Source organism: Paraburkholderia fungorum, assembly GCF_900099835.1.
GTDB lineage: Bacteria > Pseudomonadota > Gammaproteobacteria > Burkholderiales > Burkholderiaceae > Paraburkholderia > Paraburkholderia fungorum_A.
Map to the genome: position 1 here is coordinate 981,313 of NZ_FNKP01000003.1, position 23,616 is coordinate 1,004,928.

The window sequence follows — 23,616 nt, forward strand, 5'->3', positions numbered from 1 at the left end:
CCCCGATAGCGCACAGCGCAACCGATGCGCGCCGTGCGCCTTAGTTTTACAGACGCGGTACCGCCGCGACGCCGATCCTGAAGTTGCCGCGCGTATCGTCGCTTTCCTGATCGCGCGCCTCGTAGCGCTGCTGCACCACCCCGTTCTTGCCGAAGCCGGGAATCAGCGAGCGCGGGGAACTGCGGCGCAGCCACAGGCGCAACAGATGCCGGCGACGTTGCGGCTCCGGGAAGTCGGTGAAACGTGTACGCGAATGCAGCGCCGCGTAGTTCGACAGCCATTGAATATCGCCGGGGCGGAAATCCATCGCGAGCGACATGCCGGGCTCGTAGGTGATGGTCTCGAACAACTCCAGCACTTCCTTCTGCTCGGGCGTGAGGCGCGGCACTTCCGGGTAGTCCTGCGCGGTCAGGATATACAGCGAGCCTGCGTACATGCTGAAGGTGCCGTCGACAAAACTCACGATCGGCGAAACGTACGTGTTTTCCGGCGCATTGTGATCCTGGCGACGCCAGTCCCAATGAAACGGCTCCAGCAGCAGAGGCGCGAGGTCGGGGCGTCGTTTCAGAATTTCGTTGTAGATTTCCGCGCCTGAGACGATGCACGACGCGCCGCCTTCGAGTGCCGGACGCAGGCACATCAGCGCGACGACGTCCGAGCTGTCCGAGTGAAACGGCAGAAGATCGCGAATTTTGGCGGACAGTGCATCGGGGTCGTCGAGCATCTTGTCGGAGGTCGCGTAGACGTGATCGAGCAGATCGCCGAGTTCGTTCTGACGGATCGGATCGCCCATGTGCAGGCCGAGAATGTAGTAAATCGCCGCCGACAGCGCATCGGAATACAGATGCGTACGCAGCCCGCGCGCGAGTACGAAACCGCAGCCTTCGTCAATGTCCTTGCACCATTCGTCGACAGCGGCGGCGCAGGCGGAGAGCGGATAATCCGACGCCTTGACGAAGCGCAGATCAGGGTCGTCTTCGACAAAGCGCCGTCCGAGCGCTTCCAGTTCGCCGATCTGATCTTCGTTCAGATAGTAGATCCAGTTCTGCCTGTCGAGGAGTGTGTCGCCGCGCCACGCAGCGGCGCTGGTGACGGGGGACAGCGCTACAGAGGTCGTCATGATGGTGTTGGGGATTAGTCGTTAAGAAGCGTGATCGTCGATCACAAACGTATCATGGCCAAATTTGCGTGGGCTTTCTTGTCCGCACGCGTACAGCCGCTTGATGTTCAACCCTCGTAAGACGCAGCAGGCAGCCGCCGAGGCGTGCGCATCGTGCTCGCCAGCCAGCAGACAATACCGCTCGCGACGGCCAGCGCCAGGCCGTCGGCCATGCGCAACGCGCTGTCGAATACGAACGGCGGCGCGCAGCCGGAAATCAGCGCGAAGATGAACATCTGCACGAAGTTTTGCAGCGACGCGGCCATGCCGCGCGTCGTCGGCAGATGGGCCTGGGTGATCGACGACATTGCGGGCATCGCGAGCGCCATACCGAAGGCGTAGAGCGCGAGCGGCATGATCGCCCACGGCAGCGCGGCCACGTGCGTCGCGTTGTAGGCGAGGTTCAGCACGGCCGCGAGCGCGGTCGCGCCGAGGCCCGCGCGTACCGTCACGCGATTGCCGTAGCGGTCGGCGAAACGCGCGCTGAGCGCCGAACCGGCGATCACGCCGGCAATCAGCGGCACGAATAGCCAGCCGAATGCCGTGTCCGGCTGATGCAGGATGTGCATCACGAAGTTGGCCGCGCACGAGATGTACAGCGCGAAGCCGCCGAATGCGCAGCCGTTCGCCAGCACGCCGAATACGAAACGCCGGTGGCGAAGCGCGTCGCCGTAATTACGCATGATCGTGGGCAGACGGAATGGATGCCGCGCCGAAAGCGGCAGGCTCTCCGGTAGCCAGCGCCGGCAGACCACGAGCAACGTCAACGAGAACACCGCGAGCAGGCCGAAGATCGCACGCCAGCCGAACAGTGCATTCAGCTGGCCGCCGAGTATCGGCGCGACGGCGGGCGCGAGCGCAAACACCATCATGATGTTCGCGAGCGTGCGCTGCACGGCCGCGCCGCTCATCGTGTCGCGCACGATGGCCTGGCCGATCACCATGCCCGCGCCCGCCGACAGCCCCTGCAGCCCCCGGAACGCGAGCAGCGCGGAGAAGGTGGGCGCGAAAGTGGCGCCTACCGATGCGGCCGTGAACATCGTCAACGCGGCGATCATCACGCGGCGCCGGCCGAACGAATCGGACAGCATGCCGTAGAACAGCGTCATGACCGCATAGCAGAACAGATAAACGCTCAGTGTCATCTGCGCCATCTCCGCGCTGATCGCGAATTGCCGTCCCACTGCGGACAGCGCGGGCAAATAGCTGTCGGTTGCGAACGGGCCTAGCATCGAAAGAGCGGCGAGCAGCAGCGTGAGCCGGCGGGACTTCATCGGAAGATCGGGCACGGTGGTCAGACGGTCTGGTTCGTCGCCGCGAGCATGATTTCGCGGATGCAAACGTTTTGCGGCATTTCATACGCGAAACGGATCGCTTCGGCGACTTCGTCCGGCTCCAGAATCACGCCGCCGATCGATTCCTTCCATTCCTGGAAGCCCTGCTTGATCGAGTCGTTGGTGGTGATCGTCTGCAGTTCGGTGTTGCAGGCGCCGGGCGCGATCAGCACCACGCGCACGTTGTGCGGCGACACTTCCTCGCGCAGATTCTCCGATAGCGCATGCACCGCGTGCTTCGTGCCGACATAAGCGACATGCTGCGGATACGTCTTGCGGCCCGAGGTCGAACTGACATTGACGATCGTGCCGCGCCGCCGCGCGACCATGCCTCCAAGCACCGCATGCACGCCGTTGAGCACGCCCTTCACGTTGACATCGAGCATCCGTTCCCATTCTTCCGGCGGCTGCTGAGTCATGTCGCCGAGCAGCATCACACCGGCGTTGTTGATGATCGCATCGGCGGGGCCGAACTTCGCTTCGGCCTCGCTGACAGCGGCGACCAGCGCCGCGCGATCGGTCACGTCGACCTGACGGCACAGCGTGTCGGGCAGTTCCAGCGATTCGAGCCGGCCGAGCCGGCGCGCGAGCAGAAGCAGCGGATAACCCCGTTGCGAGAACAGCCGCGCGGTAGCTTCACCAATGCCCGAACTGGCGCCCGTAATGATGACAAGACCTTTCGACATCTTCTTTCCTCTTTCAGGTAGGTAAGCCTCGACGGCAGCGTTGCGAGCTTAAGCGCGCAACGCCCGCGGTGCTTGTCTGGAAGCGCGCGAAAGCTTGTTGACGGGCGCATCTTTTTGACGCGGGGACACGAAGTTTTTTGACGGGGTATTAATCAATTCCCCACGCGCATTTGGTCAAGAATTGCCGATATTGCCTGGATAGCGTTGAACGTACCGAATTTCGCTGCCTGTCGCGCGCAGGGGCGGCCATTCGTATCGAAGAAATCACGTTCCCTCTATTCAGGACCACGCTAATGAAAAAGTATCTGACGGGCTTTGCCATGCTGATTGCAGTGAGTAGCGCGCATGCGCAAAGCTCGGTCACGCTATATGGCCTTATCGACGCCGGCTTCACGTACATCAACAATCAGGGCGGCGGGAAGCTCTACGAGTTTCAGGACGGCGCGAATTTCGGCAACCGCTTCGGCTTCAAGGGCAGCGAAGATCTCGGCGGTGGACTGAAGGCCGTTTTCCAGCTTGAAAACGGTTTCTCGCTCGGAACCGGTCAGTTGCGAAACAACGGCGCGCTGTTCGGCCGCCAGGCTTTTGTCGCTCTGCAAAGCAACTACGGCACGCTGACGATGGGCAATCAGTATGACTTCATCGCGGACTACATCACGCCGTTCAACCTCAACGGTTATGCCAGCGTGTACGCGGGCCACATGGGCGACATCGACCGGATCTCCGCCGTCGAACTGCCGAACTCGGTCAAGTATCAGAGCCCGACGTTCGGCGGTCTGAGCTTCGGCGGCATGTGGAGCTTCGGCAATGTGGCGGGCAACTTCAGACAGGACAGCGCATACAGTCTCGGCCTGAGCTACAAGAACGGCGGCTTCAATACGGCGGCGATTTACGAGCGCATTCACGACGTCGAAATCTACCCGTACGCGCAATTCGGCGTGTTCAATTTCCTCGGACAGACAGTCGCGACGCACAACGCCGACGGCAGCGTCAACGATCTGTTCTATTCGTCGCCGTTTCTCGTCGACACGCAGTCCGAGTTCGGCATCGGCGCGAGCTATACGCGCGGCAAGCTGACGCTGGCGGCCAACTTCACGTCGACGCACCTCGAAGCGTCGACCGGCAGCGACACCATGAACGTCTACGAAGCCGGCGCGATGTATTTCGTCGCGCCCGACATCGCGGTGCTCGGCGGCTACCAGTACACGACGTGGGATCACACGCACTGGCATCAGCCGACGCTCGGCGCGCAGTACTACCTGTCGAAGCGGACCAGCTTCTACGTGAACGTGTCGTATCTGCACGCGCAGCCGGGCGTCAATGCGAACCAGGGCGCGGGCTTCTACTCGCTGCCGTCGAGTACGAACACGCAGCTCACGTCCCGCATCGCGATCATTCACCAGTTCTAGCCCGTTTCGCGCGCGCCGGAGGCAGGAAAGCGTGCGCGCGCGGACAAGACAGTGCGGTTTTGTCCTTTTAATCTGAAGCCATGTCGTGCCGGTTTTACCTCATGGCCGCAACGAGGCGCTTCGCGCAAAGAACTTATCCCCATGACTACTCGCAGAAACTTCATTCAGATGCTGGGCGGCACGCTCGCGGGCCTGACGGGCCCCGCAGCGGGCGCGCTCGGCGCGTTGGGTGCGCTCGGCGTGAGCACGAGTGCCGACGCCGCCAACGGCCCGCTGACGATCGCCTTTCCGACCGACGTGCCTTCGTGGGACCCGCTCGTGCGCGTCGCACCGAATCCGATTTCGATCTACCGCAGTGTGTTCGACGCCGCGCTCGACATCGACGCGAAAGGCAAGCTTGGCGCGGGTGTGGTCACCGCGTGGCGCTGGAAAGACACGGCGGGCAAGGTGCTGGAACTGGACTTCCGCAATGACGTGCTATTTCACAACGGCGACAAGCTCACTTCCGACGATTTCAAATTCACGCTGTTCGACCGGCTCCAGGCCGATAAATCGCTGCAGGTCGGCGGCATCTGGTGGGCGCTCGAAGGCATCGAAACGCCGTCGCCCACGCGCGCCGTCATGCATTTCAAGGCGCCGATGATTACCGCGCCCGCATTCCTCGGCTATATGGGCAGCTACATTCTGCCGCGCAAGTACTTCGAGCAGGTCGGCGCGCAGGGCTTCATCGCCAAGCCCGTCGGCTCCGGGCCGTACAAGCTGGTCGCCTACGAGCGCGATTCGCGGATGACCCTGGCCGCGTTCGACAAACACTGGCGCGGCACCCCGAAAATCCGCGACGTGGTGTTTCAGGTCGTGAAGGACCCGACCGCGCGCGTGGCGGCGGTGCAGGCATCGCAGGCGGACGTCTCCGGCATGTTGCCGCTGCGTGAGGCAATGCGCCTTGCGCAAGGCGGCACGCACGAAAGCAGGATCACGCCGACCATCGATTCGTATCTGATCCATATGGTGAACGGCGGCCCGACGCAGGACAAAAATGTGCGTCTGGCGATGCATCACGCGATCGACAAGCAGGCGCTTGCGCGTGCGTTCTTCAACAACGTGCCCGCGCCGATGGCCACCCCGGCCGCGCCCGGCACACCGGCCTTCGACCCCGACTTCAAATTTGCGTTCGACCCCGCGCAGGCGAAGGCGCTGCTCGCCAAAAGCGGCTATTCGACCGACAAGCCCGTGCGCGTCAAATTCCTCGCGACCAACGGCGTCTATCCGAGCGACTACGACATGGCGCGCGCGATCCAGCAGATGTGGAAAAAGGTGGGCATCGAGGCCGAACTGAGCCCGATCGAAACGGCGCAGTTCTTCTCGCAGGCGGTGGCCGGCACGCTGCCCGGACCGACCTTGTGGATGTGGCAGAACGGCAGCGGCGACCCGGAACTGTCGGCGGGTTCGTATCTTAATCCGAAGACGGGCTTTTCGGTCTGGCGCAGCGCCGACGTGTCGCCGCGACTCGATCCGCTGCTCGCCGAACTGGATGAAACGAAGCGCATCGCGGGCTACAAGGACTTTCATCGCTGGGCGGTCGGCGAGGGCTATGCGCTGCCGCTGATGCAAGGCATCGCCACCGCGTCGTACAGGAAAGGCGTGCAGTACACGCCGTTTTTGAGCGGCTGGATGCTGCCCGATTACTGGAGCGCGTGATAACGCCGCGCAACGAGTGAGACAACCAGAGAACCTGCAATGATCAATAAACCCCTTCATCCGAAGTTCGACGCTGAATTCTTTGCCGCACTGGACCGGTCCGCGGCGCATGTCAGCCAGGCCGAGACGCTGCCGCCCGCGTGCTACACGGATGCCGATTTCTTCGAGTTCGAAAAGGAAGCGCTGTTCAACCACGAATGGCTGTGCGTGGGCCGCGAAGACTGGATCCGCAATCCGGGCGACTATTTCACGACGTCGATCGTCGGCGAGCCGCTCGTCATCACGCGCAATGCAAAGCGCGAAATCAAGGCGATGTCGTCGGTCTGCCAGCATCGCGCGATGGTGGTTGCCGAAGGCTTCGGCAATGCACGCGCGCTGCTGTGTCCGTATCACCATTGGGCCTACTCGCTCGACGGCGAACTGATCGCCGCGCCCGCGATGGAGGAAACCGAGGGCTTCGACAAGAAAGATTTTTGTCTGCCGACGATGCAGGTCGAATGCTGGCAGGGTTTCATCTTCATCAATTTCGATCACGCCGCCGCGCCGCTCGGCCCGCGTCTCACGGCACTCGATGCTGTGCTCGAAAACTTCGACCTGAAAAGCGCCGAAGGTCCGCGCCCGGAGCAGCCGTTCCATTTTCAGTGGAACTGGAAGGTGATGTTCGAGAACAACAACGACGGGTATCACGCGAACCGGCTGCATCATGGCCCGTTGCACGATTTCGTGCCGAGTTCGCTGGCGCGCTTCCCGACGGAATTGCCCGAGAACACAGCCGGTTATTACCGGACCAACGGCACGCTGCACGCCGACGCGGCATTCAATCCGACCCAGCGGGCTTTGTTCCCGGTCTTCCCGAAACTGACCGACGAAGAACGCAACCGCATGCTGTTCGCGAATCTGCCGCCGACGCTATCGCTGGTCGTATCCGTCGACAGCGTGATTTTCATGATCCTGCGCGCGGATTCGGCGGGCACGCATTATCTCGATCAGGGCGTGCTGTACGCCCCCGGCGCGATGAAAGACCCGCTGTTCGAGAAGCGCGTCGAGATGAGCATGAGCGCGGTGTCGGACATCATCGCGCAGGATCTGCATGTGGACGAAATGGTGCAGGTCGGTCTGCAGTCGCGCTATGCAGTACGCGGACGATATTCGTGGCAGGAGCGCGCACAGCAGGAACTGAATGCGTGGCTCGTGCCGCGCTACCAGACGACCTATCAACGCATGAGCGAGACGGCCGCGAGCGCGAAGGGCAGGCTGGCCGCCATCGATGTCGTCGTCGCAGATTGACGAAGGCACGCTCATGAGCACGTCCATCGAAGTGGGAGCGGCTTCGCGCGGAATGGCTTCAGGCGCGGGGCGGCGCGTCATGAAGTTCGTACTGCGCGGTGCCCGGCGTGTCGCCATTCTGATCGCGGTGTCGGTCGTGATCTTCGGTGCGCTGCGCCTGTTGCACTCGGACCCGGCGGCGCTGCTGCTGCCGCCGAACGCGAGTGTCGCGCAGATCGCCGAAGTGCGGCACGGACTCGGGCTCGATCAGCCGATTGCCGTGCAGTATTTGCGCTGGCTCGCGAACATGCTGCACGGCGATTTTGGTCATTCGTTGCAGAACGGCCAGCCGGTCTGCGGCTTGATCGCGGCTGCGCTGCCGACCACGCTGCAACTGCTGGCGGGCGGTCTGCTGCTCGGCGTGATCGCAGGCGTGGCGAGCGCCGTCTACGCGTTCAGCCGGCGCGACACGCTGGCCGAACGACTCTGCGAGATGCTCAACGGGATCGCGATGGCCGTGCCCGATTTTCTGTGGGGCATTCTGCTCGTGCTGCTGTTCGGCATTGCACTTCGATGGCTGCCGTTTCTCGGTCCGATCGACAACACCTACACGGTCGCGCGGCACACCGGCTTCCTGCTGGTCGACACACTGATCGACGGACAAATCGCCGCCTTCGGCAATGCACTGCTGCACCTCGTGCTGCCCTGCGTCGCGCTCGGCATGGGCATCGCGCCGCCGCTGATGCGCATTCTCCGTTCGAGCCTGCTCGATACCTATGCCGAGGAATACATCCACGCGGCGCGGCTGCGCGGCCTCACCGAAGCGCAGATTCTGCGGCGGCACGGCTGGCGCAACGCCGCGCTGCCGACGCTGAATATTCTCGCGATGCAGGTGAGTCTGCTGATCGGCGGCACGTTGCTGGTCGAGAAGGTCTTCGGCATGCCGGGTATCGGCACGCTGATGATCAACGCGATTGGTGCCCGCGACCTGCCGGTAATCGAAGCGCTCGCGCTGATTTACGCCGTCGTTGTCCAGTTTTCGAATGCGGCTGTCGATGCGCTCGAAGTGTTGCTCAACCCGCGTCTGAGGCGAGTATGAATACACCGCTTGTTTCCACCGCGACGACCCGGCCCCCATCGCCCGTTCACGCCGCGCTGTGGCGGATTGCACGCGAGCCGCGTGTGCTGTTCGGCGCGGGCGTACTGCTGCTGCTCGTGATCGTCGCGCTCTGCGCACCCGCTATCGCGCCGTACCGGCCCGACGATCAGGATCTGCTTTCCACCTTGCTGCCGCCCGCGTGGGCGCCCGGCGGCACCGCGCAGCACTGGTTCGGCACCGATTCGCTTGGCCGGGACGTGCTGAGCCTCGCGATCTACGGCGCGCGCATTGCCGTGCTGGTCGGATTCATCGCGCCGCTCGGCACAGCGTTGATCGGCGGCGTGTTGGCAGTGCTCGCCGGCTGGTTCGGCGGCAAGGTGGACTGGCTGGTGCTGCGCGTGGTCGAAGTGTGGATGTCGTTTCCCGCCGTCGTGCTGGCGCTCGTGCTGGTCGTCGCGATGTCGCCGAGTATCGCCAACGTGATCGTCGCGCTCGTCTTCGTCGACTGGACGCGTTTTTGCCGCGTGCTGCGTGCCGAGGTCATTGTGATCCGGCGGCGCGATTATGTGGCGGCGGCGCGCATTGCAGGCGCCGGTCCGCTGGCGACGATCCTGCGCGACGTGTTGCCAGCGCTGATGCCCACGCTCATCACGCTGATGAGTCTCGAAGTCGGCATTGCGATTGTCGCCGAGTGCAGTCTGTCGTTCGTCGGTCTGTCCGCCGATGCGAGCCAGCCGAGCTGGGGAACCATGGTGTCCGACGGCCTCGCCAACGTATTCACGTCGCCGTGGGGGCTGATTCTGCCGATCGCCTGTCTGGTTCTCTCCGTTCTGGCCACGACCTTCCTCGGCGAAGGCCTGCGCCGCACGACGGATTCACGACTTCTCGAACGTTCGGAGCGGCGCGCATGATGGGCATGTTCAAAACTCCGGCGCCAGCCGTGGCGCTCGCGGCCACCGCGCACGGAACCGGCGACGAGCTGCTCACGCTCGCGGCGCTCAACGTCGAGCGCGATGGCGTGGCGTTGCTGCGCGATATCGCGTTGTCGGTGCGGCGCGGCCGCACGCTCGGACTCGTCGGCGAGTCAGGGGCGGGCAAGAGCATGCTCGGCAGGGTGCTCGCGCGCAGCCTGCCGCGCGGCTTCGAACTACGCGCCGACGAACTGCGATTTGCCGGCATCGATCTGTTGAGTGCGAGCGCGACGCAGCAACGCGCGTTGCTCGGCAAGCGCATCGCCTACATTCCGCAGGAGCCGATGAGCGCGCTCGATCCGACTCTGCCGGTCGGCAAGCAGTTCGCCCTTCATCTCGCGCGGCTGGGCGTGGCGGCGCACGAGCGCAAACAGCGCAGCATCGAAGCGTTAGCGGAAGTGCTGTTGCCCGATCCGGCGAACCTGCTGGCGCGTTATCCGTTCGAACTGTCGGGCGGCATGTGCCAGCGCGTTTGCATCGCGATGGCGTTCGCGAGCAATCCGGATCTGGTGATCTCCGACGAAGCGACCACCGCGCTCGATGTCACCACGCAACGCCATGTCGTCGAGCTGATGCGTGAGATGCAGGTGCGGCGCGGCACCAGCGTGATTTTCGTCACGCACGACATCGGTCTCGCGCTGCACGCGTGCGACGACATCGCCGTGCTTTATGCGGGCGATCTGGTCGAGTCCGGTCCGGCCCGCGAGCTGGTGAATTCGCCGCGTCATCCCTATACGCGCGCGCTGTTGCGCGCCAATCCGGTGCTGAAGGGCGAGCGCGTGCGTGTCGAACCGCTGAACGGCCACATGCCGGGCTTCGAGGAACTGGGCACCTTGCACGGCTGCCGGTTCGCCGCGCGCTGCGCCGACGTCACGCCCGCCTGCGGCAGCGCGCCCATTGCAATTCGTACGAGCGAAGGGCGCGCGGTGCGGTGCCTGCGGGTGGACGCGTTGCCGGAAGCGCCTGCTCGGGTGCCGCTCGCGGCTCGCAATGCGATGGCGGCGACGCCGTTTCTCGAATTGCGCGGCGTCGGCAAGCGTTATGACAAGTCGTCGGTGCGCGCGTTGCAGCCGCTCGATCTGACGATTGCGCCGGGAGAGTTCGTCGGCATAGTCGGAGAGAGCGGCAGTGGCAAGAGCACGCTCGGGCGACTGGTGATGGGGCTCGAAACGCCCAGCGAAGGGCGGATTCTGCTCGACGGCCAGCAACTCGATGCCAGCCGCGCGATGTGGCACAAGCGTATCGACGCGATCCAGATGATCTTTCAGGACGCGCGCGCCGCGCTGAATCCACGGCGGCGACTCGCCAGCATCGTCACGCAGCCCATGGAAAGCCGTTCGCATCTGCTGGTGGACCGCGCACGCCGCGCGCTCGATCTGCTCGACGAAGTCGGTCTCGCGCCCGCCTATGCGGCACGCTTTCCGTCCCAGTTGTCGGGCGGACAGCGGCAGCGCGTGAATATCGCACGCGCGTTGTGCGACGTGCCGCGTCTGCTCGTCGCCGATGAAATCGTCTCCGGTCTCGACGTGTCGATGCAGGCTCAGATCATGGAACTGCTGCTCGCGTTGCGCGAGTCCCACAAGATCGCGCTGATGCTGATCTCGCACGATCTCGCCGTGGTCCGCTATCTGTGTTCGAGAGTCATCGTGATGCAGCGCGGCGTGGTCGTCGAGGCGGGCGCGACCGAAGCGGTGCTGGCGAATCCGCAACATCCGTATACGCAAAGCCTGATCGACGCGGCGCCGCATGTCGCGCAACCCGATTCCCTTACCGCATTGAACGCATAAGCACATGTCCACCAATCACACACGTATGCCGGTGATGTTCTTCGGCCACGGCAGTCCCATGAATGCGCTCGAAGACAATCGCGCGACCCGCGCGTGGGCGTCGATGGGCGCGGCGGCGGGCACACCGCGCGCGATCCTGATGATCTCCGCGCATTGGCTCACGCGCGGCACGGCCGTCACCGCGATGAGCCAGCCGCGCACCATCCACGACTTCGGTGCTTTCCCGCCGGCGCTATTTGCGCAGCAATATCCGGCGCCGGGAGACCCCGCGCTGGCGAGCCGCGTCGCCGAACTGCTCGCGCCGCTGCCGGTCACGCTCGACGACCGATGGGGCTTCGATCACGGGACGTGGTCGGTCCTCGGCAAGGCCTTTCCCGATGCGCGTATTCCGGTCGTGCAGGTCGGCATGAATCGCAGTTGCGACGCCCGTTGCCACTACGAGTTGGGCCGCGCGCTCAGACCGCTGCGCGACGAAGGCGTGTTGATCGCGGCGAGCGGCAACATCGTGCACAACCTGCCCGCGATGGACTGGAGCAAGCCCGATTCGGGCTACGCGTGGGCGCAGACGTTTCACGACCGGATCGCGAATGCCATTGCCGGGAACCGGCCCGATGAAGTCATCGACTACGAAAAGGCGGGCGCGATCGCGCTCCATTCGGTGCCGACGCCCGATCACTACTGGCCGGTGCTGTACGCGCTCGGCGCGCGTCACGATGACGACGACGTGAGCTTCGAAAGCAACTTCCTCGAGTATGGCTCGCTGAGCATGCTGAGCTTTATTCTCGGCAAGCGCAGCGGCTCGGGTTTGCAGGAGGCCGCGTGAGCCACTACGAAGCGCCGCTGAAACTGCGGGTGGTCGAGCGCCGGGAGGTGGCGGCGAACATCGTCGCGTTCGATCTGGAAGCCGCCGACTACTTGCCGTTGCCCGCGTTCGACGCGGGCGCGCACATCGAGATCGATTGCGACGGTGTGGCGCGTCAGTATTCGCTGTGCAGCGATCCCGCCGACCCGATGCGCTACCGGATCGCCGTGCAACTCGAAACGCAGGGGCGCGGCGGCTCGCGCTTCATGTGCGAACGCGTACAGGTTGGCGATGCGCTCGACGCAGCGGGACCGCGCAATCATTTTCCGATGAACGTTTCGCAGACGTCGGCGTTGCTGGTGTCCGGCGGAATCGGCATCACACCGATGCTCGCGATGGCGTCGACGCTGTACGCGGCCGGCACGCCGTTCGACATGCATGACTTTGCGTCGGCAGCCGAGCGCCAGGCGTTCGTCGATGAAATCGCGCACGCGCCGTGGTGCGCGAGCGTGACCCGTCATCTCGGTGCGTGCAGCGATTTCGGCAGGCTGGTCGGCGGCTTCGAAGCGGGGCGGCATCTGTATGTCTGCGGGCCGTTCGCGATGATCGACGCGGTGCTCGACGCCGCGCGTCTGCGTGGCTGGCCTGAGGATCATCTGCATTGCGAGCGCTTCGCCGCGCCGTCGCCAGTTTCTGCCGACACGGCAACGCAAGCCGACATCCCGTTCGAAGTCGAACTGGCCTCGACAGGGCAACGCGTGAGCGTGGCGCTCGGGCAGAGCGTCTGTGCCGCGCTCGCCGACGTCGGCGTGCACGTGCCGATGTCCTGCGAGCAGGGCGTGTGCGGCTCGTGCATCACGCGCGTGCTCGACGGCGTTCCCGATCATCGCGACTGGATTCTGAGCACAGAGGAGCAATCATCCGGCAAGGTATTTACGCCGTGCTGCTCGCGATCGAAAACGCCCGTTCTTGTCCTCGATCTCTGATTTTTCAACCGCTGATTTTCTGCGAGCACTTTCATGGCATTGATTCCGACCGAAGGCACCGCGCGTGCCGCTATCGAACCCGGCGCTCTCCACCGTTTGCGCGCAACCCGTGAGAACGTGCACTGGGGTTATTTCGACGCATCGCTCGCTCCGGCGTTGAAGGTGAAAAGCGGCGATCTGGTGTATGCCGAGGCCGTCACGCACCACGCGGGCGACGCGCCCGATCTGATGATGGACGACGCGTTGCACGCATTGTGGCGCGCGATTCCCGAGCACGACCGCAATCCGGGCGTGCACATCATGACCGGACCGATTCATGTCGAAGGCGCAAAGCCCGGCGACATGCTCGAAGTGCGCTATCTGCAGATGACGCCGCGCTGCCGCTACGGGTCGAACCTCGCGGCGAACTGGGGTTATCTGTACAAGGAGATGGGCGAAAAAGAGCGCGTCACGATCTATGAACTCGATGAAGGCGCAAACCACGCGTCCGCGTTGTATGCGTACGACTTCGAGGGCAAGTATCTGACGCCGGGCACGATCACCGATTGTCCGGTTTGCGACCGGCAGCCCGCGCTCGACGGCGTGCGCATTCCCGCGCGTCCTCACCTGGGCACGGCTGGCGTAGCGCCGGCAGTCGACGGCCGGGTGAGCACGATTCCGCCGGGACGTCATGGCGGCAATATCGACAACTGGCGCATCGGCGCGGGCGCGACGATGTATTACCCGGTGCAGGTGGACGGCGCGCTGTTTTCGATCGGCGATCCGCATGTTTCTCAAGGCGACGGCGAGATCAGCGGGACGGCCATCGAGTCGTCGCTGAACGTGACGATGCAGATCGTTTTGCGCAAGGATTTCCAGTTCCCGACGCCGTTGCTCGAAACCGCCGATAGCTGGATCGTGCATGGTTTCGATCAGCGGCTCGATCAGGCGTTGCGCAACGCGTCGCTCGATACGATGCAACTGCTGGAAGAGCACCTCGGTCTGTCGCGTAACGACGCGTATTCGCTGATGAGCGTCGCGGGCGATGTCGGCATTACGCAGGTGGTCGATGCGACGCTCGGTGCACACGTGCGACTGCCGCGCGGCATCTTCCCGAAGCTCGGCCAGAAGTGAACCGGCTGCGCGAGATCGAGTCGTTCGTCAGTGTCGTCGATGCAGGCGGTTTCGCGGCGGCGGCCGACGCGAACGGGGTGTCGCGTGCGCTGATGTCGAGAACCATTCAGGCGCTCGAAACGCGCCTGGGTGCGCGGCTTCTGCATCGCACGACGCGCAAGATCGCGTTGACGGCGGCGGGGGACGCTTACTACCGCTCGTGCTGCGAGATTCTCGAACAACTCGATTCGGCGGAACTCGCGGCGCAGGGCGAACGGGGTCGTGCGTCGGGCGATTTGCGGATCAGCGCGCCGGTCAGTTTCGGCATTGCGCATCTTGCGCCGCTGTGGGCCGGGTTGCTTGCGCGTGCGCCCGATGTGCGGCCGGTGATCGCACTGTCGGACGCGCTCGTCGATATCGTCGCCGAAGGCTTCGACCTGGCGATACGGATTGCGCGACCGGCGGAGTCGTCGCTCGTGCATCGGCGGCTCGCGAGCACGCCGCTGGTGATGTGCGCGTCGCCTTCCTATCTGGAGCGTCACGGCGAACCGGCGACTCCGGCGGAGTTGTCCGCGCATCAGTCGGTCGCATATGGGTACTTCAGCGAGCGGCACGACTGGCGGCTCTGCGAGCGCGCGACCGGCACCGAACATGTCGGCCGGACCCGAGCCGTGATGAGCGCCAACAATGGTGAAACCTGCGTCGCGGCGGCGGAAGCGGGCGTCGGCCTCGTGCTGCAACCGCTGTTTCTGGTGATGGATAGTCTCGCGCGCGGCCGCCTCGTGCCGGTGCTCGAGAACTTCACGCCGCCACCCATCGGCGTCTACGCGGTCTATCCGAGCCGCGCGCAACTGCCCGCGAAAACCCGCGTCACGGTCGACTATCTGGCCGAGCAGTGGCGCGACGCGCCATGGGCGGTTGCGCCGGTGCGGGCCTGACCTTCCCGCCGATGAAGACCACACTGGTGCAGCGCGCACAGCTTCGAGTCAGCGCACGTCGAGTATTGGGCAGGGCGGGCGTCCCGTGCGCGTGGAACGCGGCATGACGAGTTGGTGCGGGACTTGCATACCATTGACGCAGATCAATGGATGCTGGAGAGCAAGCTTATGTCGCTGAAGTCCTGGTACTTTTCCACGCAGGAAAGTTCGACGGAGCAGCGCCCGCAGGTCTGGCGCAACGCGATGAACGCCGCCTGCCTTCCGCATGACGCCGCGCCCCTCGGCGACGGATTCGAGGGCGACGTCTGCGGGATCGTTTCGCCGACCGGCATCGAGTTCTCACGGATGCGTGCGACGCCGCTCACCATTTCCGGCAGTTTCCGTCATCAGCAGGCTGCGCTGTGGATTGCGTTGCTGCTCGATGGACGTTCGGTGTTTCTCGGCTCGGGCGAGCGCGTGTCCGTCGAGCGCGGCGACATGCTGTACGGGCCATGCGGCAGGGATTCGACGCTGGAGCTATGCGCGGATTTCCGTCTGCTGTACGTGCGTGTGCCGACGAACCTGCTGCACGCGGGCCTCGTCGATCCACGCCGTCTGAGTTGCGGCATCCTGCCCGCGAATTCGAGCCTCACGCGCGTGCTGGCGGCGATGTTGCGCGCAGTGGGCGACGAACTGGAATATCTCGATATCGAGCACATTCATCCGATCGAAGTGGCGTTGTCGGAGTTCCTGATTGCGAGTCTCGCGAGCCATCATGCGGCGCTGACGTTCGGCGACCGCAAACGCTCCGAGCATTTTCTGCGTATCTGTCAGTCGATCGATCAGCAACTCGGCGATGCGGAACTGTCGCTGAACACGATCACCGAGCAGCAGCGGGTCTCGTCACGCTATGTGCAGAAGCTCTTCGAGGAGGCGGGCACGAGCTTCTCAGGCTACCTGCGCGACCGCCGTCTCGAGCGATGCCGCCAGGAGCTGACCAGTCCCGCGCATCACGCGTTGTCGGTATCGGAAATCTGCTTTCGCTGGGGCTTTAACGATGCCGCGCATTTCAGCCGCAGCTTCCGCGCGAAGTTCGATATGACGCCGCGCGAGTGCCGCAAGATCGGCGGCGCGAACCTGGTGGAGGCGTAAAAAAGCCGCTTCCGCCGGGCAGGCGGAAGCGGCTGTTAGCGAAGCGTGCGTGGTTTAGCGCTTGATCCACGTAGGCGAGATCTGCACGCCGAGACCTGCGCCGTAGCCCAGATAGATGTTCAAACCGGCCACGGCTTCGAGATAGCGGGCATTCTTGAGGCCACCGGCGTCGATGGTGCCGAAGCCCATCGATTCCGCCAGCGCAACGGTTTTCTGCTTCGCATCCTGATCGTCACCCGCGGCAAAAACCGATGCCGCTTGCGAAGGATACGTTGCGCCGCCATCCACCACTTGCGCGAACAGCGTGTTGAACGCCTTCACGACCGACGCGTCGGTCAGCTTCGCGATTTCCTCGGCCGCTGATGTGGTGTGGCCGATGGTCAGGCCCATGTAATCGTCGGTGAGCGGGTTGGTCACGTCGACGAGCACTTTGCCTTTCAGCGAACCGAGTTCGCCCAGCGCGGCGGCCGCGTTGTTATACGGCACGGCGAGCAGCACGACGTCGGCATTTTTCGCCGCCGCCGACAGCGGTGCGCTGTTCGCGCCGAATTGCGCGGCGACTTTCTCGACGCCTTCGAGCTTGCGGCCCGTTACTTCCACCTGGTGTCCCGCCGCGCTCAGTTGCTTGACCATCGCCGCGCCCACGTTGCCGTATCCGACTACCGTTACTTTCATGTCACTTCTCCGTCCTGAGTTGAGTGAGGACGAATGTACGGGAAGTGGTTGGAGCGATAAATGCCGGGGAGGTTGACAGTGTGTTGAGGGATGGGGCTGGTTGGGTGGAACGCAACTACGCCTATGCCATCGGGAAAAGGCGTCGCTAAGACCTCGCCGACAAACTCGATTATTACGGGTTCCTCATTTCGTCATTTTCGGTTTTCTGAGACTGGAGCACGTGTTTGGCCAGCCGATCGAACCGTCGGGCGCTCGTGCCAGCAAATGGCGGCAGATCGCCATGCTGATGTTTGTCTCCTGCCGATCGATCCCTCCAACACCCCGCCCCACCCAATGCAATCACCCCACAACCGCTAGAATTGCAGTTTTAGCCCGGAACACCCCCATGTCTTTTGCCTCGCTTGGCCTGATCGATCCGTTGCTGCGTAATCTGCAGGATCTCAATTACCAGACACCTACGCCGGTGCAGGCCAAGGCGATTCCTGCTGTGCTCAGCGGCAAGGACGTCATGGCTGCCGCACAGACCGGCACCGGCAAAACAGCGGGTTTTGCGCTGCCGCTGCTGCAACGGTTGGTGCAGCACGGCCCGGCGGTGTCGAGCAACCGCGCGCGCGTTCTGCTGCTCGTGCCCACGCGTGAGCTGGCCGAACAGGTGCTGCAAAGCTTCGTCGATTACGGTAAAGGCCTCGACCTGCGATTCCTCGCTGCCTACGGCGGCGTGAGCATCAATCCGCAGATGATGAAACTGCGCAAAGGCGTGGACGTGCTCGTCGCCACGCCGGGCCGTTTGCTGGATCTGCATCGCCAGAACGCAGTGCAGTTCGATCAGGTGCAAACGCTGGTGCTGGATGAAGCCGACCGCATGCTGGATCTCGGCTTTTCGCGCGAACTCAACGCTGTCTTTGCTGTGTTGCCTGCCCAGCGGCAGACCCTGTTGTTCTCCGCCACGTTCAGCGATGAAATTCGCGCGATGGCCGCTGGCATTCTGCGCGACCCGGTGAATATCAGCGTCAGCCCGCCCAATGCCACGGCTAGCAAGATCAGGCAGTGGGTGGTGACGGTGGATAAAAAGAACAAGCCCGACCTCTTCATGCACCTGGTGGCTGAGAACAACTGGGAGCACGCGCTGGTGTTCGTCAAAACCCGCGTCGGCGTGGATTACCTCGCAGCCATGCTGGATGACGCGGGCTATGCCGTCGACACGATCCACGGCGACAAACCGCAACCCGCACGTCTGCGTGCGCTGGAGCGCTTCAAGACGGGCGAGGTCAGTATGCTGGTCGCCACCGATGTGGCGGCGCGCGGTCTGGATATCGACGACCTGCCGCTGGTGATCAACGTCGATCTGCCGATCGTCGCGCAAGACTATGTGCACCGTATCGGCCGTACCGGCCGCGCGGGCGCGAGCGGTGTGGCGGTGTCCCTCGTCTGTGCCGATGAAGCGCCGCAACTGGCCGCGATCGAGGCGCTGATCCGGCAGACGCTACGCCGTGAAGAAGAGCCGGGTTTTGAAGCCGAACACCGCGTGCCGCAAACCAGCGCGACGGGCGAGATCATCAAGAAACCCAAAAAGCCCAAGAAGCCGAAAGTGTCGAAGGTGCCGCAGGCTGCGCAGAGCGCCGCGCAAGTGCCCAGCAAAAAGCCGCGCCCGCAAAGTGGCGAAAAAAACAAATCCAAGCCTGCGGCACAACATGCCGTCGCCGCAGGTAAAGGCACAAACTTTTCCAGCGGTAGCCCGTTCAGCGTGCAAAAGCCGCGAGGCAAACCCGCCAGCAAGACGGCTGCGGGTTCACATAAGCCGGCCGGCAAATCCGCTGGCGGCCGCGGCAAACGCCAACCCTGATTGGTGGAAACGGGTAACGCCAGCCCTGCAACAAGGCTGGCGGTTTGCGAACGGCGGATGCTCGAAACACCCGCTTACATCACGACGACAGGTCCAGTGCGTTAGTCAGGTCGCCCATCCCCGGTTGCCCGCGCCCGGCCATCGCGTCGTCGCGCATGCGGATGCCGTCGAGCGTTTCGAGGTCGAATACGCGTGTAATCAGCCGCAGGATCGACGCCGTGTCGTACACCGTGTGATCCACGTAGCCCTTCTTCGCGAACGGCGAGACCACCAGCGCGGGCACGCGCGTGCCCGGTCCCCAGCGGTCGCCTTTGGGCGGCGCGACGTGATCCCACCATCCGCCGTTTTCGTCGACGGTGATCACCACCACCATGTTTTCCCATTGCGGGCTGGCACGCAGCGCTTTCACCGCGTGCACGATATGGCGGTCGCCCGACGCGACATCCGCGTAGCCCGCGTGCATGTTCAGATTGCCCTGCGGCTTGTAGAACGTGACGGCCGGGAGCTTGCCCGCGCGGGCATCGGCGAGGAAGCGGTTGGTGCTTTCGTCGTCGCCGAGTCCGCCGTCGCGCAGATGTTGCGCGCGCGCGGCCGTGCCCGGTCCCAGGTTTGCAAAGTAGTTGAACGGCTGATGGTGATACTGGAAGTTCGGGATCAGCGGCGTGCCGTCGTTCGTGTTCTTGCCGCGCATGTCGAGCGTCTGCTGGAATGCGCCCGCGTACCACGCCCAGCTGATCCTGCGCTTGTCCAGCTTGTCACCGATGTTCTCGTGCACCTGCGGCGGCACGGCCATCGCGTTGCTGTCCAGCGTGAAGTCGACCACGCCGTTCGCGCCGACCTTGTAGGGCGTGGGCGCGAACGGCGGCATCATCGTGTTGACGGCGTAGCTGACGGTGCGGCCGTTTGCCAGCGTTTCGGGCGGCGTCAGTGCGCTCGGGCCGAACTTGGGGATGCCCTCCATCGCACTTTTCGGCGACGTCGCGAGCGGCTTCAGATTGGGATCGTCGGGACGTCCGCTGACGGTTTCCGCAATCTGGAATTTCGCGATGCTCTGCGCGGGATCGGGGTAGACCGGCGGCGTCGCGGCGATCAGATACTGGTGGTTCATGAACGAGCCACCGAATGCGCCCTGGAAGAAGTTGTCGCACAGCACGAATTCGCCGGCGAGATCCCATAGCCGCAGGTCGTAGCTGGTGTTCGCGTAGTGGCCCATCGTGAAGGCCGCCGAGTCCGCCCACGCGACGAACATATCGTTCTTGCCGCCGTTGATCTGCATCTGGTTCTGATAGAACACGTGCCACAAATCGTGCGTGACGAGCGACAGCGGCAGATTCTCGCCATTCGGGCCTTTCAGCGCGAAGGGCGCGTTCGGCAGATTGGTCTGGTATTGCTGGCCGGCTTTGTAGGTGACGCCGTCGACGGTCTGATCTTTGGTCAGCCAGCCGCCAGGCACGACGGGCAGTTGCGGCAACACGGTCGAGCCGTCGCGGTCGAGTTGCCGATAATCTTCCGGCTTCAGGCTGGAAAGCGGGCGTTCGACGCCGGGGAAATCGGCGAACAGGTTATTGAAGCTGCGATTTTCGGCATAGATCACGACGACCGTCTTCACCTTGGAGCGCAGCGCGCGATCGAACTGCGGTCCCGCCGCAACGCCGGTTACCGCCGACGCGCGCGAGGCAGGCTGCGCGCAACCGGCCAGTCCGCCGCCCACCGCCACCGCGGCGACGCCGCCGAGAAAGTGGCGACGCCCCGGACGCTGCGGTGCCTGCGGGCTATTGCTGTCGGTTGCGCTGTCAGGTTGTTCGTTGTCGGGGGACGAGGCGGGCGGTTCTTGGTTTTTCATCTGATGTCCAGGGATGAGGAAAGATTGCACGAAGCTTGCGCCGGGCGGGGCCCTATCTTTGCGTACCGTTCGTGACATTCCCATGACAGAGGAAAATGTGCAACCGCGTGGGGCGGGGTTTTGATGCAAGCTGCGGTGCATTTCTCATGGATTCGGCGGGGCGGGCACGCTCCCCTCAATCGTGAATGCTTCGTGGCACCGAAGTCGCCTGCCTGGCGACGCCGCTGTTGTCCTTAACCCGCGCATCTCCCCGCGTCGAGATGAAGCTAGGCCGGCTCAGGCCTGACGGCCCGCCATGACACCGCCATCCACCGGCAGGACCGTGCCGGTAAGTCGCCATGCGTGACCGGGTTGCAGTCTGGCCGCGTCGTGTACCACTCCCGCATGTGCGGCCCTCACACGTTCGGCACCGCGACGGCCAGCGACTCTGACAAGTGGTGAGGTGTGCGATGAACAGGAAACTTAAGGTGGACCTGAGCGGCGACCGGCCTTCTATCCTGTGCGACGGCGAGATTGTAGGAGGCGTGACGCGTGCCGAGATTTACCTTGAACCCAACGAACTGCCGTTGCTGGTTCTGATGGTCAACATGTTCGATGTCGAAGGTGGCTCGTTGCCGCCCGGCTGGGAACCCGGCAAGCCATACAGGGATACGGAGTAGCTATGAACTCACGGACGAAGAACGCAGCGCGCACGGATGTTGAACGCAGGGTGAGCGAACGCCTGCTGCGCATGCCGGAGGTGGCGCAGCGCGTCGGCCTGTCCAATTCCACAATCTATCTGAAGGTCGCGCAGGGTCAGTTTCCACGACCTATCAAGGTCGGCGCCACGGCAGTTCGCTGGCGTGAAAGCGAGGTGGATCAATGGATAGCCGACTGCATTGCAGCGGATGCACACCGTCATTCCGAAACCGGCAAGGGGCCGACACCCCAGCCGCCACGACAGGCAAAACCCACCGGACCAGAGGCATAACCCTAGGCACTATCGGTCCGCAGTTCGCTTCGCTGCGTATTTTCCTTGGGATGTTGCTTCCGTGAAATCCCAACTGCCGCATGGTTGCCGATCGTCCTAGGGTCCGATATGGACGACTGCCGAGGTCGAGTTCTCGTCAATGTCAGGCTGTCCGTTCTTGTCAGTCGTACCTGTGTGAATCTTCATCTCGGTGATTACCTGCACTGTGCTGTCCACCGGTAGAACGATTGTTTGCATATCGTCCATTTCGGCATTCGGCAGGAATTCGTAACTGTCTCCCGCCAGTTTTAGCAGATCGACACTCGCGATGAGGTCGCCTTCATCTTCATGAAATACCGTTCCGGCTTTTGCGTCGGGAGTGAGCTTGCGTATGCGCAACTGATAGGTGTCACCTAGAGCGCTATTGAGTTCGAAGGTCGTGTTGCGAGGGTTCTTTGACTTCGCGTGAACCACAAGCAAGCGCAGATCGCCGCGATAAGGAAGTATCTGTGTTTCGAGCGTGATGTTGTCCTGCCAGTCGGTTGAGCCGCCGAGTCTGAACGTATAAAGCGCCCATATGCCAGCGCAGACTATTGCGACACACGACAGGAATTTCAAAAACAGGTCAGCGAATTCGGTAGCTTTTTTCATAATGGTCTTCGCGGGTAGGCACGCCATGATAACGAATGTTGATTGCACACCGTCATTCTGAGACCGGCAAGGAGCCGACACCCCAGCCGCCACGTAAGGCGAGTCACTCAGGATCAGAACGATAGGCACCGAGACGTCAAAACGGCTGTGTGTATGAAAGGTGTACCCCGCGCACCCCGGGTGCGCGACATCGCCGTTAGTTACCGATACTCTGCAAATCGATGATTCGTTCCTTTGCGATGCGCGCCATACAATCCCAAAACGTCATATAGCGCATCGACGCCACTGCTAAGGAATAGGTTTCAACGTAGCATTGATTTTCGCGATAATCCTGCCAGGCCTTCTGCGCTTTTACAAAGTAAGCCGATGCTATCGGGTCATCGTCGGCCTTCAGTGCCACATCGCCGTTCCTGTATGCCTTCTCTATAGACTTGACCGTTACTTCCAGTTCCGCAGATGTCTGCTCGAATCGTCTTTCACCGCAAACCTCTAAATCAGAGGTAGAGGCATTCTTGCCTGTGTTGCACAGGAGGTCAATTTCCACCCGCGTGTGCCCGGAGAAGTAAGCAGCAGATGGCACGAATTCGCGATAGTCGAACACGCCGGAATATCGGTCTTTGCCAATGCAGGCGCTGCAATAGCGAGTGACAAAAGCGCGAATGTGCTGCAAGGGAGTTTCATGTTCGACCGTAGATACGAGAAGGCCGCGTAGGAAGCGCGACTGCGAAAGGATTACTGTGTTGCGTCAGGCTTCGAAAGTTCATCGATCCTCGTCTTCGTGATGATTTCCATACAAGTCCAAAAATCAATGAAACGGATGGACGCCTCTCCGATTTCGTACACGTTGGCGTAGCACTGACTGTCTCTGTAGTTCTGCCAGTGGCTTTGTGCCTGTTTGAAATATGGCAAAGCAATCGGGTTATGGCGCTTTCGAAGCTCTATGTCGCTTTGATCGATTTCCCTTTCGGTGGCTTCGACCGCTTTGGTGAGCGTTGCCTTGGCAGACTCAAACTTGAACTGGGCGCATGTTGTCAGTTCCATCGTTCCCAAAGACTCGCTTTTGCACAGTTCTGCGATCTGTTGGCTAGTCTTTCCCTGGAACTGACTGATCGCGGGTTCCGTTTTCCTGTAGTCGAACGTGCTTCCATAGATCGAAGCCGAGTGCGCAATGGAAGCACTGGCCCCGCAGAGAGAAGAGCCGAAGATCCACGTGCAAAGAAATTTAGCGATTCGCATCAATACTCGCTCGTCGAACAGGCGTGCCTCACGCTGGCGACAGCCTGCGGCGGCTCGTTTC

The 23,616-nt window shown here is 62.9% G+C and carries 22 protein-coding genes; 14 read left to right on the forward strand and 8 right to left on the reverse strand.

Annotated features, from left to right (window positions below; all coding sequences use genetic code 11):
* Positions 1 to 46: 46 nt before the first annotated feature.
* From BLS41_RS33575 to BLS41_RS33585, 3 genes are all read right to left on the reverse strand, one after another.
* Positions 47 to 1,120: a TauD/TfdA family dioxygenase gene (locus tag BLS41_RS33575; protein ID WP_074772162.1), complete on the reverse strand. Its 1,074-nt coding sequence runs from the start codon at positions 1,118 to 1,120 to the stop codon at positions 47 to 49.
* Between the two features lie 107 nt (positions 1,121 to 1,227).
* A complete protein-coding gene (locus BLS41_RS33580; RefSeq protein ID WP_074773390.1) occupies positions 1,228 to 2,433 on the reverse strand; it encodes a multidrug effflux MFS transporter in 1,206 nt (401 codons plus the stop codon).
* 20 nt (positions 2,434 to 2,453) lie between these two features.
* Entirely contained in the window at positions 2,454 to 3,179 is a 726-nt protein-coding gene (locus tag BLS41_RS33585; protein ID WP_074772164.1) for an SDR family oxidoreductase, read from the reverse strand.
* Between the two features lie 293 nt (positions 3,180 to 3,472).
* Between BLS41_RS33585 and BLS41_RS33590 the strand changes: the two genes are divergently transcribed.
* The 11 genes from BLS41_RS33590 to BLS41_RS33640 all read left to right on the forward strand — a co-directional run bounded on the left by BLS41_RS33590 (position 3,473) and on the right by BLS41_RS33640 (position 16,358).
* Entirely contained in the window at positions 3,473 to 4,588 is a 1,116-nt protein-coding gene (locus BLS41_RS33590) for a porin (protein ID WP_074772166.1), read from the forward strand.
* A 141-nt stretch (positions 4,589 to 4,729) separates the two neighbouring features.
* Entirely contained in the window at positions 4,730 to 6,286 is a 1,557-nt protein-coding gene (locus tag BLS41_RS33595; RefSeq protein WP_083380204.1) for an ABC transporter substrate-binding protein, read from the forward strand.
* 39 nt (positions 6,287 to 6,325) lie between these two features.
* The gene (locus BLS41_RS33600; RefSeq protein ID WP_074772170.1) at positions 6,326 to 7,573 is read left to right on the forward strand and encodes an aromatic ring-hydroxylating oxygenase subunit alpha; all 1,248 of its coding nucleotides are present in this window, start codon (positions 6,326 to 6,328) and stop codon (positions 7,571 to 7,573) included.
* A 13-nt stretch (positions 7,574 to 7,586) separates the two neighbouring features.
* On the forward strand, positions 7,587 to 8,651 hold the full coding sequence (locus BLS41_RS33605) for an ABC transporter permease (RefSeq protein ID WP_171910369.1): 1,065 nt from the start codon (positions 7,587 to 7,589) through the stop codon (positions 8,649 to 8,651).
* Entirely contained in the window at positions 8,648 to 9,562 is a 915-nt protein-coding gene (locus BLS41_RS33610) for an ABC transporter permease (protein ID WP_074772172.1), read from the forward strand. Before BLS41_RS33605 ends, BLS41_RS33610 begins: the two co-directional genes overlap by 4 nt.
* A 5-nt stretch (positions 9,563 to 9,567) precedes the next feature.
* On the forward strand, positions 9,568 to 11,409 hold the full coding sequence (locus BLS41_RS33615; RefSeq protein ID WP_083380267.1) for an ABC transporter ATP-binding protein: 1,842 nt from the start codon (positions 9,568 to 9,570) through the stop codon (positions 11,407 to 11,409).
* 4 nt (positions 11,410 to 11,413) lie between these two features.
* Positions 11,414 to 12,232 (forward strand): 4,5-DOPA-extradiol-dioxygenase, encoded by an 819-nt coding sequence (gene ygiD, locus BLS41_RS33620; protein ID WP_074772173.1) that lies wholly within the window; start codon positions 11,414 to 11,416, stop codon positions 12,230 to 12,232.
* Positions 12,229 to 13,197 carry a PDR/VanB family oxidoreductase gene (locus BLS41_RS33625; protein ID WP_074772174.1) on the forward strand — a complete coding sequence of 323 codons (969 nt, stop codon included), beginning with the start codon at positions 12,229 to 12,231 and terminating at the stop codon, positions 13,195 to 13,197. Before ygiD ends, BLS41_RS33625 begins: the two co-directional genes overlap by 4 nt.
* A 33-nt stretch (positions 13,198 to 13,230) precedes the next feature.
* Positions 13,231 to 14,310 carry an acetamidase/formamidase family protein gene (locus BLS41_RS33630; RefSeq protein ID WP_074772175.1) on the forward strand — a complete coding sequence of 360 codons (1,080 nt, stop codon included), beginning with the start codon at positions 13,231 to 13,233 and terminating at the stop codon, positions 14,308 to 14,310.
* Positions 14,307 to 15,227, forward strand: a complete 921-nt coding sequence (locus BLS41_RS33635; protein ID WP_074772176.1) for a LysR family transcriptional regulator — start codon at positions 14,307 to 14,309, stop codon at positions 15,225 to 15,227. Before BLS41_RS33630 ends, BLS41_RS33635 begins: the two co-directional genes overlap by 4 nt.
* Positions 15,228 to 15,395: 168 nt before the next feature.
* Positions 15,396 to 16,358, forward strand: coding sequence for a helix-turn-helix domain-containing protein (locus BLS41_RS33640; protein WP_171910370.1), 963 nt, complete (start codon positions 15,396 to 15,398; stop codon positions 16,356 to 16,358).
* A gap of 54 nt (positions 16,359 to 16,412) precedes the next feature.
* Here the strand turns inward: BLS41_RS33640 and BLS41_RS33645 are convergent, their stop codons facing one another.
* Positions 16,413 to 17,033 (reverse strand): NADPH-dependent F420 reductase, encoded by a 621-nt coding sequence (locus tag BLS41_RS33645; RefSeq protein ID WP_074772177.1) that lies wholly within the window; start codon positions 17,031 to 17,033, stop codon positions 16,413 to 16,415.
* Positions 17,034 to 17,418: 385 nt separating this feature from the next.
* On the opposite strand from BLS41_RS33645, the gene BLS41_RS33650 reads away from it, so the two are divergent.
* The gene (locus BLS41_RS33650) at positions 17,419 to 18,876 is read left to right on the forward strand and encodes a DEAD/DEAH box helicase (RefSeq protein WP_074772179.1); all 1,458 of its coding nucleotides are present in this window, start codon (positions 17,419 to 17,421) and stop codon (positions 18,874 to 18,876) included.
* A 79-nt stretch (positions 18,877 to 18,955) separates the two neighbouring features.
* Here BLS41_RS33650 and acpA read toward each other — a convergent pair whose 3' ends face one another.
* A complete protein-coding gene (gene acpA / locus BLS41_RS33655) occupies positions 18,956 to 20,719 on the reverse strand; it encodes an acid phosphatase (RefSeq protein ID WP_074772181.1) in 1,764 nt (587 codons plus the stop codon).
* 449 nt (positions 20,720 to 21,168) lie between these two features.
* Here acpA and BLS41_RS33660 point away from each other — a divergent pair, with 449 nt between their 5' ends.
* Both BLS41_RS33660 and BLS41_RS33665 read left to right on the forward strand, forming a co-directional pair.
* Positions 21,169 to 21,378, forward strand: a complete 210-nt coding sequence (locus BLS41_RS33660; RefSeq protein WP_143026445.1) for a hypothetical protein — start codon at positions 21,169 to 21,171, stop codon at positions 21,376 to 21,378.
* Positions 21,379 to 21,380: 2 nt separating this feature from the next.
* Positions 21,381 to 21,689 (forward strand): helix-turn-helix transcriptional regulator, encoded by a 309-nt coding sequence (locus tag BLS41_RS33665; RefSeq protein ID WP_074772185.1) that lies wholly within the window; start codon positions 21,381 to 21,383, stop codon positions 21,687 to 21,689.
* Between the two features lie 96 nt (positions 21,690 to 21,785).
* Here the strand turns inward: BLS41_RS33665 and BLS41_RS33670 are convergent, their stop codons facing one another.
* The 3 genes from BLS41_RS33670 to BLS41_RS33680 form a co-directional block, all read right to left on the reverse strand.
* Positions 21,786 to 22,319, reverse strand: coding sequence for a hypothetical protein (locus BLS41_RS33670; protein ID WP_074772187.1), 534 nt, complete (start codon positions 22,317 to 22,319; stop codon positions 21,786 to 21,788).
* Between the two features lie 196 nt (positions 22,320 to 22,515).
* Positions 22,516 to 22,989: a lysozyme inhibitor LprI family protein gene (locus BLS41_RS33675; protein WP_074772189.1), complete on the reverse strand. Its 474-nt coding sequence runs from the start codon at positions 22,987 to 22,989 to the stop codon at positions 22,516 to 22,518.
* Between the two features lie 62 nt (positions 22,990 to 23,051).
* A complete protein-coding gene (locus BLS41_RS33680; RefSeq protein ID WP_083380207.1) occupies positions 23,052 to 23,555 on the reverse strand; it encodes a lysozyme inhibitor LprI family protein in 504 nt (167 codons plus the stop codon).
* Between the last annotated feature and the right edge of the window lie 61 nt (positions 23,556 to 23,616).